This window comes from Chitinophagales bacterium, from assembly GCA_017303835.1.
Lineage (GTDB): Bacteria > Bacteroidota > Bacteroidia > Chitinophagales > Chitinophagaceae > JAFLBI01.
The window spans coordinates 495,970-512,114 of the sequence record JAFLBI010000001.1; the positions used below are offsets into that span (position 1 = coordinate 495,970).

Here is a 16,145-nt window from a genome sequence, read left to right on the forward strand (position 1 = left end):
ATTTAACTTTTTCTACAAGATTCAGACAGCTAAGAACTGCCCGGTGATATAGTCCACCACACTGGTGAGACTATTGGTTTCTTTATAAACGGCTAATTGTCTATCGGCACCCGTTCCAAATTCCAGCATTTTGTGAACGTGCTGAATAACATGGCGTGAGCCCAGTTCATCTACCACATCATCCACAAAATCAAGCAGTTCATAAATCAGGAGGCGGGTATTGACTTCAGTTTCCTTGCCAAAATCTATCAATGTGCCATCAATACCATAACGGCTGGCTCTCCATTTATTTTCATTGATCAGGGCACGCTGATACAACATGAAATTCATGTTCTTGCTACGTAGTTTGTACAGTTTGGCACATATGGCCTGGAAAAGGGCAGCAATGGCGATGGTATCCATCACATTCATGGGTACATCGCAAATTCGAAATTCAACTGTATTGAAGAAAGGATGTACACGCAAATCCCACCAGATCTTTTTTGCGTTGTCGATACAATTGGTTTTGATCAGCAGGTTTACGTAATTATCATATGCTTCAATGCTTTCGAAATAATCTGGTATGCCTGTTCGGGGGAATTTGTCAAAGACTTTTGTTCGGAACGATTTATAACCAGTTTGACGGCCTTCCCAGAAAGGTGAATTGGTACTCAACGCATAAACGTGTGGCAGAAAATAACGAGCTGAGTTTGCGATATGAATGGCCATCTTGCGGTCTTCCATCCCAACGTGTACGTGCAAACCAAAAATCAGGTTACTACGGGCAGCTTCCTGCAGTTCATTCACGATCTGATTATAGCGAACGTGGTCTGTTATAAGCTGACTTTCCCAATGACTGAAAGGGTGGGTGCCCGAAGCTCCAATGGATAGACCGATATCTCCCGCAATCTTGGCGATGGTGCCTCTTAACGTGAGTACATCCTTATAGGCTTCGTCCACATTAGCGCAGATATCAGTACCCACTTCTACCACTGCCTGGTGCATTTCTGCCTTAACCTTATCCTTAATTATCTTTTGTCCTTCCTGTACAATACGTTGTTCATGGCTTTTCAATTCGCGTGTCTGCGGATCAATCACCATGTATTCTTCTTCCACACCAAGTGTGAAATGTTTGAAACTGTAGTTAGCCATACATCAGTAATTTGATCAGTACAACACTTGTTTACTGCTGCTACGTTTAATGTATTCACCCCAGGTAAGATTGTCTGCATTGGGGGTATGTGCCTGTGCTTTTTCGATTGCGAAATTGGCTGCAGTTTCAACTACCCATGCAAAGTTCTCTTCACCTACACTGTTTTTATCTGCATCAGGAGCAGGGTTGCAGAAATCGATAGCATAAGGCACGCCATCTCGAACAGCCAGTTCTACAGTATTGAAGTCATAACCCAGGTATTGGTTGATACGTAAGACAATGTCTTCCATTTCTTCCAGCCTTTTCTTAGAAGGCTTGAAGTCTGCAACATAGCGCAAGTGATGCGGGTTGCGTGGTTCATAAGACATAATACGTACATGTTTTCCGCCAATGCAATAGCAGCGGTAATATTCTTCGAATATGATTTCTTCCTGAAGCAACATAACCAGTTGTCCCGTTTCTGCATGCTTCTCAAAGAAATCATCCATGCTTTCAAGTTTATACACGTTTTTCCATCCGCCACCTGCGAAAGGTTTCATGTAAGCAGGGAAACCAACATAATTAAAAATGCCTTCCCAGTCTAAAGGATAGGAGAGATTGGCAAAGGATTGGTCGGTGGTATCATCAGGATGATCGCGTGAAGGTAGAATCACTGTTTTAGGAACAGGCACATTGATCTTAGTGGCCAAACAGTTGTTGAAGAATTTTTCATCTGCGCTCCACCAGAATGGATTATTAATAACGGCTGTACCACACAAAGCTGCATTCTTTAAAAATGCTCTGTAGAAAGGAACATCCTGACTGATGCGGTCTACAATGACAGCATAATCCGTTGCAACACCTTGCATCACTTTTTCTATGCGAACAGGTTCTGCAACAATGCCGGGAATGTTTTTACTGTTGATTCTTTCCACAAATGCATCTGGAAAGCTTCTTTCTCTTCCATGGAGGATACCAATCTTTTTCATATAGATTTTTTTGCTTGCTAATATTGATCAGAACCTGAATATAAGTAAACTAAGGCTTACGACAACAGAATATCCACCATTTTGTGTGCAACTTATCAGCACAGAGCGTAATTTTTTGTGCTGTATTCCTTATTTTGGCCCATGACCGAAACCCAAACGCTTTCGCCTTCCCGTTTGCTGGTAGAACAGTTCACCATACTGTCTGAATACTTAGAGCGGGAGGTAACCATAGATGCATATTTACCCAAAGAAATTCCGGTTCCTGAGCAGCTTAGCCTGCTATTGATTAATGATGGACAGGATTTGCCTAAAATGCCTTTTATCACTATACTGGAAGATTTGCTTGCAGCAGGTGAGATCGAACCTTTAATCTGTATTGGTATTCATTGTGGGCCAGAAAGAAAAATGGAATATGGCACTGGCTATTCAGCAGATTTCAAAGGCAGAGGTGCTAAAGCAGGGTTATATGGTAAGTTTATATTCGATGAGTTGCTCCCGTCTATCCGGAAGCGGTTTCATATGCCACATTTCAAAGACAAATCATTTGCCGGCTTTTCACTTGGAGGCTTAAGTGCATTGGATATTGTCTGGAATCATGCGGGTGAGTTTGTGCGAGCCGGTGTATTTAGTGGCTCGCTCTGGTGGAGAAGGAAGGCTTATGAAGATGGTTACGATGATGAGCAAGATAGACTCATGCATTTACAAATCAGGAAAGGTGGTTTCGCTCCATGGTTGCGCTTCTTTTTACAATGTGGTGGTTTAGATGAAGCGGAAGACAGAAACAAGAATGGTGTAATAGACTCAATTGATGATGCTTTGGATTTGATTGTAGAGCTTAAAGCAAAAGGTTATACCGACGAACATATTCATTATGTAGAATTGCCTGAGGGCAAGCATGATGTGCCTACCTGGGCTGAGGCATTTCCTGCATTTTTGAAATGGGGATGGGGTAGAAAATAATTGAAATGATTAATAAAAGAAAAGCTCCTCATTGAGGAGCTTTTCTTTTATTAGCTTAATCAGTTGATTAATTGAAATTGTAGCGAAGGCCCAACTGCATACCCCATACACTACCTGTGTTGTAGCTGTATTCATATGGTTTTGTTGGTAAGCTTCCGTTTACAACACGCATCCTGTATACAGGCTGACCTGCTGGGAAACTGGTGAAGCCAGTTTGGCCACCAACGCCTGCTAATACGAGTGGATCACCAACCAGAACAAACTCGCGTGTGCCCCAGTTCTTATTCAGGAAGTTCAAGACATTGAACATGTCAAGGTTGAACTGCAGTACATTTTTCTTTCCTGACTTGCTGGTGAAGAAAGCAACATCTTGTCTGAAGCTGAAGTTCAAGCTGTGGAAGTAAGGCAGGTAAGCAGCGTTACGCTCAACATAACCACCTTTCTTCTTTTTTAAATAGTAGTTATTATTGATGAACTGGTTAAATGCATCAATTTGTTGTTGTGCACTGAATGGTGTTGCACCTGTAATTGGCGCAAAATTCAGCTGACTTGCATTGGTTGGCACATACAGCAGATCGCCACCGTTTTGACCATCATTGTTCATGTCGTTGTTGTAACGGAAACTGAAATTACCCATGCTCGCATAATCGTAGAAGAAAGTAAAGGTTGATGCGAAATGCTTGAAGTATTCTTTTCTGTATGAAAGTAATGCTACAACTCTATGTGGTCGTAAATCACTGTTATCACCATACTCTAACATGTTTGGAGTACCAACACCTGCAATACCACCCCATGCACTACCAGCTTGTGCACCAGGGTTTCCTGTAAGCTCAGAAGCTGATGAATAGGTATAGGCAACAGATGCATATAATCCACTCTTCCAACGCTTATTCGCAGAAACTGTCATGAAAGTAGAAAGACCCTTGCGAGCTGTGTTCTCTAAAACAATTGCCTGCTGAATGTTAGGATAAATTCTACGCAGTGAGTTGTTCAAACTTGTATTACCACCATTGTCGTAGCGGGGTCTGCTATCCATGCCCGTGAAAGTTGCATTGGGTGCTTTCAAAGCAGCGTTTCTCATTTGTACTGCATTGATATCAGTAGCAATAGAGCCTTCCAGTGTCAGGTTTACATCGTTCGGTAAACGCTTGTCAATGGCGAAATAGGTTCTCCAGATTTGAGGGAACTTAAATTGAGGATCAATCAATACAAAGTTAACTGGAGCGCCGCTGGCTGGTGTTGGCAATAAGCTTTTCCATCTGTCAAGTCTTGGATCAAAGCGGATGCCGGCCAATGTTGCTGCACCTGCAGATGAAGAGTTGGATATGGCGCCCTGGAACTGAGCAGTACCAGCGTTTGTTGGCATGTTTGTAAGCCAAACAAATGGAATGCGGCCAGTAAATACGCCTGTACCACCTCTGATGACGAGTGATTTATCACCTTCTACATCCCAACGAACACTAACTCGTGGTGAGAGTAAAAGGCGTTGCTGAGGCCATTTGTAAGTAGAATAGTTGCGCATTTGTCCATCTTGTCCAGGGAACTGTAATGCGTCAATATTTGGATTACCCAATGGACCTTTGAAGTACACAGGTAAATCACCTCTTAAAGCCAATGTTACTTTAAGGTCTTTGTTTACATTGATTTCGTCCTGAAGATATCCACCCCACTGTCCAACTTTCAATTCAGCAGAATATACCTGGCTTTTGCCTGGTACAAGCGAGTATGTATAGGCATAAAAAACAGGCGCCTGATCAGTCAGGAAATCACGTAAGCTGTTGAATGCATAATAGCTTTGTGCGCCAGGCATAAAGCTGTTACCTACATACTGCTGTTCGTAAGTAAGACCAGCAATCAAAGTATGCTTACCAGCAGTATAAGTTGTGTTATTTGTAACGCTGAAAACACGGTTGATTACATCGTTATTGTAAGAAAATGGTTCCAGACCAAAACTGAGTTGGTTCTGACCATTGCCATTGAAGATATCAACAAAAGGAAAATCTACAGATGGTGTTGTACGTGTAGCTCTTGTATATGAGAAAGTAGCAAGAAACTGGTTAGACAGTTTGCCTCTTGTACTATTCAATTCGAAAGTACCACTGCGCACAATGTTTTTAAATCTGTAGATAGAGTTTGCAAAAGACATAGAGAATGCGCCAAAGCGGCTATTGGGCAGCGATGTACCAATAGAAGTAGGGGTATTGCCTATACGCTGTACATTAAAACCACCTTGGTTGATGATTGAGTTACCGTTAAGCTGTTCGTCATTATTGTTTACATAGTCTGTATAACGGAACGTGGCTTTGTGCATACTGTTGATGTTCCAGTCTATTTTAGCTACAATCTTGTAGTTGTCGGCCTTATAGTTAGGGAAGTTGTCGAATGCGCCTGTATTGTAGCCATGTCTGGTGGACAAATAATTGGACAAAGCACGGAGTGAGTCAATAGGAACATTGGATTGATTCAGTCCGCCTGTACCACCTTGAGCACGCCAGATAATACCTGGGAATTCACGTCTTTCCAATTCACCGTTTACAAAGAAGAACAATTTGTTCTTGATGATTGGACCACCGAAGGTTACACCATAGAAGTTTACTTTATTCACCTGCAATGGAGGCAAAACAGAGTCGCGCACTTTTTTACCATTCATGTCCTGTGTACGCTGGAAAGTGTACAAAGAAGCTTTGAAGTTATTGGTACCGCTCTTAGTAACTGCGTTGATACCTGCTCCTGTAAAACCTGATTGGCGGATATCAAACGGCGCAATATTCACAGAAATTTCTTCAATCGCATCCAAAGGAATAGGAGAAGAAATAGAACCACCAGGCAGTGGGTCGCTGCGCAAGCCAAAGTTGTTATTCAGGTTGGCACCATCAATCTGGATATTGTTGTAACGACCATCACGACCGCCAAAGCTATTGTTTGCGCCAGCTTGAGGTGTTAAGGCTGTAAAATCTACCAGGTTTCTGGAGAAGTTCGGCACATTCCTTAACTGTTCTGAACCAATCACAGTAGAAGCACCGGTTTTATCTGCTTGAGAGCGATAACGTCTTGCAGCACCTGTTACAGTTACAGATGTAAGCTCTTTGAAATCTTCTCCTGCAACTACATTCACAGAATAGGGCTCACCCAGTTGAAGGGTAATGTTTTCCAGAGTTTGCTCTTTGTAACCGGCAAACTGGAATAAGATTTTGTAAGGTCCGCCAATACGGGCGTTGGAGATGGTGAAAACACCGCCTTTGATCGATGCTGTCTTGTAAACAGTACCAGTAGGGAGGTGGGTTGCCGTAATGGTGGCTCCTTCCAAGGCGCCGCCTTTGGGATCTTTGATAGTTCCTGTGATGGAACTGTTGGTTACCTGTGCTACTGCAGCAAATGGCAGTAAGAACAGGATGATGAGTTTGATGATTTGCTTGCTCAGCATAATTAGGTTTTTACGCTGCAAAGAAACCCTATTCTCAGAGAAGCGCGCTAACAAAGTTTTAACAGTTGGGCATAAGATGTATGAAATAGATGCAGCGTTTTGAAAGTTTTGTAAAACAAAAAGAGCCTCTTTTGGAGGCTCTTTTTGGCGTGAGGATATGCTAATTAATTGAAATTGAAGCGAATACCCAGCTGGCTGATCCAACGGTTAGAGAACTCAGGTACTACAGATGTACTGTTGTTCCAAGGGTTCACGATAGTTGGGTTGAAAGAGTAAGTTGGGTTGAGTGTACCTGTCTGGTATCCACGGAACTGGATCAGACCAAACTGATCGTTTGACATGAAGTAAGTACGACCCCAGTTTCTGTTCAGCATGTTTGTGAAGTTGGCAACTTCATAAGTTAACTGGAACTGATAACGCTGCTTGCCCATCTTGATATTGAAATCCTGAGCCACTTTCAGGTTCAGAATATTGGTGAAAGGCAGACGTGAAGCGTTTCTTTCTGCAAACTTACCTCTGTTATTGTTGAGGTAGTTATCTTTTGCGATGTATGAGTTCAGGGCTGCTACCTGCTGAGCACCAGTATAAGTAACACCAGCTACAGTTGTAGACAGAATCTGACCACCTGCCAACAGTTGCTGTAAATCACCAGCAGTTGGGATGTAGATCAAATCATTACCACCTGCAGGACCATCATCACGAGTCATAGAGTTCTGAGCATACACATAGCTGAATGGGTTACCAGACTGACCTTGATAAGTCAGGGTGATAGTTGTAGCCAGCGCTTTGTTTGCATAAGTGAACTTCTTGCTAGCGATAGCAAAGATTCTGTGACCCTGGCTGAAATCAGAGTTTGAACGGCCAATAGTATTTCTGCCATTTACTGTTTCCATGAATCTCCACTGGCTCAGGTTAACAGAGCTTGTTGCTTCATTCACCACTACAGAGTTACCAAAGCTATAGTTCGCTTCGAAGAAGAAACCATCGCGGGTACGCTTACTTACGGTAGCTGCCAGGTTGTAAGCAAAACCTTTAGGACCGTTGTTGTTTGTTAACAGGATAGCGTTATCATAAGGGTTGCTAGTACCAACAATTGGTAATGTAACAGGAGCAGGGTAAACTGTTCTTGCGCCAGCACCTGTTGAAACACCCTGAGGTTGTCTCAGGTTGATGTTTGTATAGTAGATCTCATTAATGTTCTGGCTGTACAAACCTTCCAAAGTCATGTTCCAGCCGTTGTTGAACTTCTTATCGATAGCCAATGAAGTTCTGAACAGCTGAGGCATTCTGAACTCTTCAGAAATCAGGTTCAAACCACCTTTAGAAGTAGAGATACCTACTTCGCTAGGTAACCACTGCTGGTAAGGATTAGCTCTGAAGCGAATCTGGTTCCAAGCTGCTACGTTCTGGCTTGAGTTAGCTGTATAACCACTCTGGAAGATACCATTGTTGTTGAAGATACCACCAGGCCATACCAAAGGAATACGACCAGTGAAAATACCCATACCACCACGGATCACTACGTTCTCTTCTGGAATCTTATAAGTGAAACCGAAACGAGGAGAGATCGCGATTGGGAACTTAGGTCTCATACCTGAGCGAGCACCCTGGAGATCGTAATTAGATGCAAATACTGGTAAAGCTGTCGTGTTTGTGAAATCGTCTGTCCAAGGAATAGACAATAATCTGTAGTAGTCTGCTCTGATACCAAAGTTCAAAGTCAGGTTTTCGCTTGGTCTGATTTCATCGTTCAGGAAGAATGAACCCTTGGCAATCTTGAATCCGGCACCTGCTTTTGTATCATCAGTAAATACACGGTCGTAAGGTACGCCCAAAGTATAAGTCTGAGGTCTTGCGCCAGTAAGGAAATCGTTCAGGTTAGCAAATGTGTAGTTGCCGAAAGTGTTTTGTACGAAAGCGTTGAACACATCATTGTATTCATAATCAACACCTGTACTCATTGAGTGTTTGCCAAGGTTGAATTTGAATATATTAAAGATGCTGAAGTTCTTTTGCTTAAGCAAGTTGATGGTTGAGCTGTTGTCTGGGCCAAAAACGAAAGCACCAGAACCATCGTTGATACGAACACGTGGGAATGGATCACCGATAGGATCACGATCATCCAATACATCTGTGTAAGTAACCAATAAACGGTTGCTTGCGCCCTTATTGCCAACCAAGCTCTTCAATTCCAAAGAAGTTGAGTTAGTTCTGTTGGGGAAGTAGAAACCGTTGTTGTAGAAGTTGATTGTACCTGCGTTACTACCTGAAGTATTGAAACGCTCCAGTTTAGTGTAACGGTTAGATGCAGACAGTTTGTGTCTGTCGTTGATGTTCCAGTCCAAACGAACTGTGATACGATCAGCATTTGTCTTCTCTTCGTTATTCAGGAAACCACCTGGATCATAACCATAGGTAGTCTTCAGTGTGTTCACCAGACTATTAATGGTGTTGATGTCTTTGGTGTTACCAGTATACTGAGAGAATTCAAAAGGCTGAGGACGTGTGTTTCTTTCTAATTCAGCGTTGATGAAATAGAACAGTTTGTTCTTCTTCAATGCACCACCTACACGGAAACCATACAATGAGTTAGTAAAATCTGGGAGCTTGGTAGCGAGTTCTTTTGCAACCAATGGGTTTTTACCAGCCAGATCCTGGTTTCTTGTAAAGTAGTAAACAGATCCCTCGGTTCTGTTTGTACCAGAACGGGTTACTGCGTTAATGCCACCACCGGTAAAATTACCGAGAGAAGCATCATAAGGAGAAATTACTACCTGGAACTGGTCAATCGCATCGATAGAGAGCGGAGACAAACCAGTTTGACCACCGTTGGTACCGTTTGCAGACAAGCCAAATACATCGTTGTTTACAGCACCATCTACATAGAAGGAGTTGTAACGGTTGTTCTGACCTGCAATCGTAATACCTTCACCGCTGGTTACTTTAGCCTGAGGTACATTACGCAAGAAATCGTACAGGTTACGACCTACTGAAGGCAGGTTCTGCATTTTCTCACGGCTGATCAGCGTTTCAGTACCGCCTTTACCAGAAATTTCAGTTGTTTTTCTAGTACCGGTAACAGTTACGTTGCCGAGTTCCTTGGCTTGGTTGAACATGACGAAATCAACCTTGTAGGTTTCACCAAGGCTCAGGTAAACATCACCTTTCTTTTCTACTGCAAAATTCACGAAGCTAACCTCTACAGTGTAAGGGCCGCCTGCGTTCATATTGCTAATGTCAAAACGTCCACCCGTACGGCTCTGTACGCGGTATTTCGTTCCTGTGGGTTCATGTATGGCAGTTACTGTTGCGCCAACGAGAGGCTCTCCAGAACTTGTTTTTACTGAACCACTCATGCTACTGGTCGTGTTCTGTGCCCAAGCTAAAGCGGGGAGCATAACAGCCAGTAAAAATTGTAATAACTTTCTCCTAAGCATAGTGTAAATTTTACGGGTGCAAAGAAAATGAATAAAATTGGGTTATCGGGCCGCTTGTATTAACAAAATATTAATAGGAAAGTTTTTATCCATTTTTTCGCAATTTGGTTGAATAGAAAGTGCTGATTAGCACTGCTTTAGCTAAACAGGTCCGAAAACAGTAGTTTTGCAGCCCATGAGTATGTTAAACACCATTTCCTCAGCTATTGAGGCCATCCGGTCAGGAGAGATGATCATCGTTGTAGATGATGAGGACAGAGAGAATGAAGGCGATTTTATCGTGGCAGCACGATTTGCGAGCCCTGAAGTCATCAATTTTATGAGTAGGGAGGGGCGTGGCCTAATTTGCGCAGCGCTTACGGAAGACCGATGCAGGGAGCTTCAGTTGGAGCCAATGGTGCGTTCCAATACCTCTTTGCACGAAACAGCTTTTACCGTTTCAGTTGACTTAATTGGTCAGGGAACCACAACCGGGATTTCCGCAAGCGATAGATCCAAGACCATTCAGGCGCTGATTCATCCGGAAACCAAGCCAGAAGATCTTGGCAGGCCAGGGCATATATTCCCCCTTAGAGCAAAAGACGGGGGTGTTCTTCGCCGGGCAGGCCATACAGAGGCAACAGTTGATCTGGCAAGGCTTGCCGGATTGGAACCCGCCGGTGTTTTGGTGGAAGTGATGAATGAAGACGGTACTATGGCCCGTTTGCCGCAATTACTAGAGATTGCCAAGAAGTTTAATCTCAAGATTATCTCGATAAAGGAGTTAATTGAATACAGACTTAAAACTGATTCACTCATTGAGGAAATTGTGCGCGTAGATATGCCTACTCAGTATGGCCATTTTACGCTGGCGGCTTTCAGAGAAAAGCAAACTGGTGCCGAACACCTAGCACTTGTAAAGGGAAGCTGGAAGGAAGGAGAGCCTGTACTTACCAGAGTGCATAGTAGTTGTTTTACTGGTGATATTCTGGGTAGTTTCCGTTGTGATTGTGGAGATCAGTTGCACAAAGCCATGCAGATGGTGGAAGCTGAAGGAAGGGGTGTAATTCTGTACATGAATCAGGAAGGCCGTGGTATAGGCCTGATTAATAAATTAAAAGCCTATCATTTGCAGGAACAAGGCTATGATACCGTTGAAGCAAACCTAAAACTGGGCTTCGGTATGGATGAGCGCGATTACGGTGTTGGCGCACAAATACTGCGCTATCTCGGTGTTACCAAGCTCAGATTAATGAGTAACAATCCACGCAAGCGTGCAGGTTTGAAGGGGTATGGATTAGAATTGGTGGAAGTAGTGCCTATTAAAATACATGCAAATCCTTACAACGAAAAATACCTTAAGACCAAGCGTGATAAACTTGGCCATGAAATAATGGATGAGAAATGAACATAAAAAATCCCCTCACAGTACTGTGAGGGGATTTTTTTATTGCTTTTGCAGTTTTGATTTGGTTTCGTCTAACTCTTTTTTGAGTTGAATAACGTACAAGGTTAGCTCTTCTACTTTCTTTAATAAGAGGGCATTCATTTTGCCAAGGTCAACACCGTCTTTCACAACTTCAGCAGTGGTTGGTATATCTGGAAGATGTTTGTTTTGTTGAATGTATTGCTCCAACTGCGGCAGTGGCATTAAAGGATATTGTTTGTCGAATACATGATCAAACCAATCAGCGGATCCCTTAACAGCAACTTTTACTTTTTCTGTAAGGATACCTTGTTCAACGTAAAGCTTGTAGCCATCGAATCCTGTGGGAACATTACCAATTTTCACCCTTCCCTGATAAGAGTCAATTGAAAAGAATTCTTTTTCCTGAGGATCTGTTGGTCCTTTATAGCTGATCTTGAAGGTTTGTGGTGTTTTCAGTTTATTATCGCCGGACACGCGTGCGCCAATTGTCCAAAAGCTATTGTTCTTGGGATTGTTGTCGCCATTAGAGAACATAATCGAAGGTTCGTTCTGTCCTTGTGCTGCCCACTCATTACTCAGCTTGAGCAATACATTTTTGTCCTTTACATTACCTGCACCTCTTTTGATTTCCAGTAAAGCGGTAGGAGTTCGGGTACCGATACCTACAAAACCTTTCAGCGGGAAAATATGATCACCCAGGGTGTCAGCAGCAATTGCCTGCTGATCCTTATCAGTTAAAGTACCCGCAAATGGGTTTGGTTTACCTGTTTTGGTGGCAGGAGGGGGAGTTGTCTGTGCTGAGAGCGCAGTAACTGCCATAAAGCAAATCGCACTAAAAACGGTTTTCATATGCTATGTGATTCAGGTGTAACTCAAAGTTATTCTTTCAGGCAGCATTCAGCAAAGAATTTGCCCTATAGCGATGAAAGAACGTTTTTTCACGAATATTAGTATGTAAAAAAGGCAGTCTTTGTAACTGCCTTTTGAAAACTTTAAGAAACTATTCTTTTTCTTCTCTTTCCTTCTCTCTGTCGTAGGCTTTGATAATGGCTTTTACCAGTCGGTGTCTTACTACATCTTCCTCGTCCAATTGAATATGCGCTATGCCATCGATGTTTTGTAAAATGCGAATGGCCTTGTTCAAACCACTATGTTGGTTTCTGGGCAGGTCAATCTGAGTAGGGTCACCTGTAATGATGGCTTTTGCATTGGCGCCGATACGAGTCAAAAACATTTTGAGCTGCAGATCATTGGTGTTTTGCGCTTCATCCAGAATGATGAAAGCATTGTCCAAAGTACGGCCACGCATGTATGCCAGAGGTGCGATTTCGATGGTGCGTGTACTCATGTAGTAGCCGAGCTTATCTGCTGGTATCATATCATCCAAAGCATCATACAGCGGACGCAGGTATGGATCAATCTTTTCCTTCAAGTCGCCTGGCAAAAAACCAAGGCTTTCGCCGGCTTCAACAGCAGGTCTTGTGAGGATGATTTTCTTAACCATCTTATTCTTCAAAGCACGTACGGCCAATGCAACAGCAGTATAGGTTTTACCAGTACCGGCAGGACCAATCGCAAACACAACATCATTCCTGTCTGCTGCTGCCACCATTTTCTTTTGATTCTGTGTTCTGGCGCGAACAGTTTTACCATTGGGGCCAAATACAAGAATGTCATTGGGGTTACGGTCAACAAAATTGTCAATTGTTTCAGCATCGTCGCCGCCAAGAATTTGCTCAAAATAGTTTTCGCTCAGATGTCCGTTTCTTTCCAGATACTGCACAATGAGACCGATCTTCTCCTTAGCAGATTCAATCTGCTCAGGCGCACCACTCAGTTTGATCTGAGAGCCTCTGGAGAGGATTTTCAGTAGTGGAAATTTTTTCTTGAGTAAATCGAGCTTGCCGTTGTTGACACCAAAAAATTCAATGGGATTAACCGTTTCGAGGTTGATAATTGTTTCTGTCAAACTACTGCCGTTTAGAATGAATAATCGGATTCCTGTTCGATACGTACTAACCTAACCAAATTTAATCTTTTCACTTACGTATTTCCTAATACAGATTATACACAAATGTGGAAATAAAGCAGAAAGCTTTACCCCGTTTGCATTGCTGCAATATGAAGTTTTGGTTAACCGATTTTTTTGAGTGTAGCAATGGTTGCAACAGGATCCGCCGATTTGAAAACAGTATTACCGGCAACCAATACGTCTGCACCGGCAGCTATGATGGATGCAGCATTGTCTAAAGTAACTCCTCCGTCTATTTCAATTAATGCACTGGAGCCTGTTTGCTGAATCAGGGCTTTCAGCGATTTGATTTTTTGCAGTGTGTGCGGGATGAATTGTTGGCCGCCAAAACCTGGGTTCACACTCATCAGACAAACAAGGTCAATATCCTGTATAATGTCTTCAAGGCCGGATACGGGTGTGTGTGGATTTACTGCCACACCTGCTTTCATGCCCAGCGATTTGATTTGCTGAATATTTCTGTGTAGATGTGGGCAAGCTTCAACATGCACCGTAAGTATATCGGCACCTGCTTTTTTGAAAGCTTCTGCATATTGACCAGGCTCCAGAATCATCAGGTGTACATCGCAGATTTTTGTGGTGGCTTTTCTGATATGCTCAATCACAGGCAATCCAAAACTAATATTGGGTACAAATCGTCCATCCATCACATCCAAATGAAACCAGTCAGCTTCGCTTTTATTCAGCATCTGACAATCGGCTTCCAGTTGAAGAAAATTCGCACTCAGTAAGGATGGGGCAATCAGGGCCATGGGAGCATATTTAAAACGCAAAATTAATTGGTCCTACTTGAAGCAGTATTTATTTTTTCAATCTGTCCAAAGCTTCACTTGCCTGAGTCATTTTTGGATCTATCAGTAGCGCAGCTTCATAGTGTTTGATAGCCGCATCTTTTTGCCCAGCTTGTTCCTCGCATTTGGCTCTCCAGTAAAATAAATCAGGATCTGTTGGAATCAAAGGCTGCACTTTCGTTATGTAGGCCAACGCTTCAGGATACTTGCCCTGATCGTAATCAAGGAATACCATCTCAAGATGTGCACGTGTATATCGGAAATCTGTATTGATGCAGGATTGAAAAAACTGCTTTGCTGCTTCTGGTTTACCGGTTCTTGCGTAAAACAAACCACGAATAAAGTTGGCATGGGTGTAGTAGGGCTGTCCAATTCTCAGTTGATCCAGCTCCTTGCACAGGTCAAGGCAGGATGGGTTTTTCTGCTCAGCAAGTAAATGTGCCAAGTATAATAATGCTTCAGGATTCTTGTTGTAAATTTTGAGTGAGTTGATATAAGCTTTTATCGCCAGCCCAGTGTCTTTTGCTTTTTCGGCTAAGCCTGCGGTGAAAAACCATAATCCTGCATTTAGGGAGTCTGAGCGTAATAAGATTGCTGACTGCTCCAGCGCTTTCGGATATTGTGCTGTACTGTCTAAGTATTGGACATATTGAGCCCTAATTTCATTGCTGTCTGGAAATTGTTGCAATAATTTTTCAAAAGCAGCCACTTGCGGATCCTGATTTTCAATCTTTGTTTTATTGCTCTTTTTTTCAGCTTCTACTGAACTATTCTGGCAGGCTGCTAAAGTGAGTGTGCAATACAAAATCCATCTTTTCATGCCTTAAAATTAGGGGAGTGGTTAGTGGTGTGACAAAAATCTGACCTAAAAACCTGTTGAGGCGGCTATTTTTGCCGCATAATTAACAAAACATGCGTGTAAAAACCCTTTTGACGATCAGCTTTCTGATGCTTGTTTCATTGGTGCAAGCGCAAGGCTCAGACTCCTTGCAATATGCAGCTGAAAAGCATTTTAAGAATGTTCGTCAGCTCACTTTCGGTGGTGATAATGCCGAAGCTTATTGGAGCTATGATGGTAAATATGTCATTTTTCAAAGAACCAACCCTAAAGAGGGATTGCAGTGCGACCAGATTTTTATCGGTAAAGTGCCACAATCTCCTAATGAACCTTTTACATATCGATTGGTGAGTACAGGAAAGGGTAGAACTACTTGTGCATATTTCCTTCCTGATGGTAAGCATATCATTTACGCTTCAACACATGATGGGGGTAATGATTGTCCGCCAGTGCCAGATAGGAACAAATATGGCAATCGTTATATATGGCCGCTGTACAATACCTATGATATTTTCATGGCTGATACTTCCGGTAAGATTGTGAAGAAGCTCACAACAGCCAAAGGTTATGATGCAGAAGCAACACTTTCTCCTGATGGTAAGAAAATGATTTATTGCAGTGATAAGGATGGCGATTTAGAGTTGTATGTAATGGATTTGAAAACAGGTAAAGAAAAAAGAATCACAACTGCATTGGGTTATGATGGTGGTGCGTGGTTTAGCCCAGACGGGAAAAAGATTGTCTGGAGAGCCAGCAGACCTAAAACGCCGGAAGCAATTAAGGAGTATCAGGAATTGTTGAAAGATGGCATGGTGGCACCTACGAATATGGAAGTTTGGGTAGCTGATGCAGATGGTAGCAATGCCAAGCAGATCACTGAATTGGGGCAGGCAAACTGGGCGCCAAATTTTACACCTGATTCAAAGCATATCATTTTTTGCAGCAATCATGAATACAAGCGTGGATTTCCCTTTAACATGTATATGGTAGACCTAGATGGAAAGGGAATGGTAAAGATCAGCCGCGATAAGGGGTTTGATGCTTTCCCTATGTTCAGTCCTGATGGCAAAAAAATCATTTTCGCTTCTAACAGAAACAATGGCGGCACAAGGGATACCAATCTCTTTCTTGCTGATTGGGTAGATTAATTAGTTG

11 protein-coding genes are annotated in these 16,145 nt (G+C 42.7%); 3 read left to right on the forward strand and 8 right to left on the reverse strand.

Translation table 11 applies throughout. From position 1 onward, the window contains the following. Positions 1 to 21 precede the first annotated feature (21 nt). Positions 22 to 1,131, reverse strand: a complete 1,110-nt coding sequence (locus tag J0L83_02220) for a carboxylate-amine ligase (protein ID MBN8663358.1) — start codon at positions 1,129 to 1,131, stop codon at positions 22 to 24. A 15-nt stretch (positions 1,132 to 1,146) separates the two neighbouring features. Then, positions 1,147 to 2,100, reverse strand: a complete 954-nt coding sequence (locus tag J0L83_02225; GenBank protein MBN8663359.1) for a hypothetical protein — start codon at positions 2,098 to 2,100, stop codon at positions 1,147 to 1,149. Between the two features lie 141 nt (positions 2,101 to 2,241). On the opposite strand from J0L83_02225, the gene J0L83_02230 reads away from it, so the two are divergent. Further along, positions 2,242 to 3,060: an esterase gene (locus tag J0L83_02230; protein MBN8663360.1), complete on the forward strand. Its 819-nt coding sequence runs from the start codon at positions 2,242 to 2,244 to the stop codon at positions 3,058 to 3,060. Positions 3,061 to 3,127: 67 nt separating this feature from the next. Here the strand turns inward: J0L83_02230 and J0L83_02235 are convergent, their stop codons facing one another. Beyond that, positions 3,128 to 6,484 carry a carboxypeptidase regulatory-like domain-containing protein gene (locus J0L83_02235; GenBank protein ID MBN8663361.1) on the reverse strand — a complete coding sequence of 1,119 codons (3,357 nt, stop codon included), beginning with the start codon at positions 6,482 to 6,484 and terminating at the stop codon, positions 3,128 to 3,130. A 164-nt stretch (positions 6,485 to 6,648) separates the two neighbouring features. Continuing rightward, positions 6,649 to 9,921, reverse strand: coding sequence for a TonB-dependent receptor (locus tag J0L83_02240; GenBank protein ID MBN8663362.1), 3,273 nt, complete (start codon positions 9,919 to 9,921; stop codon positions 6,649 to 6,651). A 181-nt stretch (positions 9,922 to 10,102) separates the two neighbouring features. Between J0L83_02240 and J0L83_02245 the strand changes: the two genes are divergently transcribed. After that, on the forward strand, positions 10,103 to 11,308 hold the full coding sequence (locus J0L83_02245; GenBank protein MBN8663363.1) for a bifunctional 3,4-dihydroxy-2-butanone-4-phosphate synthase/GTP cyclohydrolase II: 1,206 nt from the start codon (positions 10,103 to 10,105) through the stop codon (positions 11,306 to 11,308). Between the two features lie 39 nt (positions 11,309 to 11,347). Here J0L83_02245 and J0L83_02250 read toward each other — a convergent pair whose 3' ends face one another. From J0L83_02250 to J0L83_02265, 4 genes are all read right to left on the reverse strand, one after another. After that, positions 11,348 to 12,178, reverse strand: a complete 831-nt coding sequence (locus J0L83_02250; GenBank protein MBN8663364.1) for a hypothetical protein — start codon at positions 12,176 to 12,178, stop codon at positions 11,348 to 11,350. Positions 12,179 to 12,329: 151 nt separating this feature from the next. Then, complete coding sequence (locus J0L83_02255) at positions 12,330 to 13,298, reverse strand: PhoH family protein (protein ID MBN8663365.1); 969 nt, start codon at positions 13,296 to 13,298, stop codon at positions 12,330 to 12,332. A gap of 164 nt (positions 13,299 to 13,462) precedes the next feature. Beyond that, positions 13,463 to 14,113, reverse strand: a complete 651-nt coding sequence (locus J0L83_02260; protein MBN8663366.1) for a ribulose-phosphate 3-epimerase — start codon at positions 14,111 to 14,113, stop codon at positions 13,463 to 13,465. 49 nt (positions 14,114 to 14,162) lie between these two features. Then, the gene (locus J0L83_02265) at positions 14,163 to 14,972 is read right to left on the reverse strand and encodes a tetratricopeptide repeat protein (protein MBN8663367.1); all 810 of its coding nucleotides are present in this window, start codon (positions 14,970 to 14,972) and stop codon (positions 14,163 to 14,165) included. Between the two features lie 92 nt (positions 14,973 to 15,064). Here J0L83_02265 and J0L83_02270 point away from each other — a divergent pair, with 92 nt between their 5' ends. Further along, complete coding sequence (locus J0L83_02270; GenBank protein MBN8663368.1) at positions 15,065 to 16,138, forward strand: PD40 domain-containing protein; 1,074 nt, start codon at positions 15,065 to 15,067, stop codon at positions 16,136 to 16,138. The last annotated feature ends 7 nt before the right edge of the window (positions 16,139 to 16,145 follow it).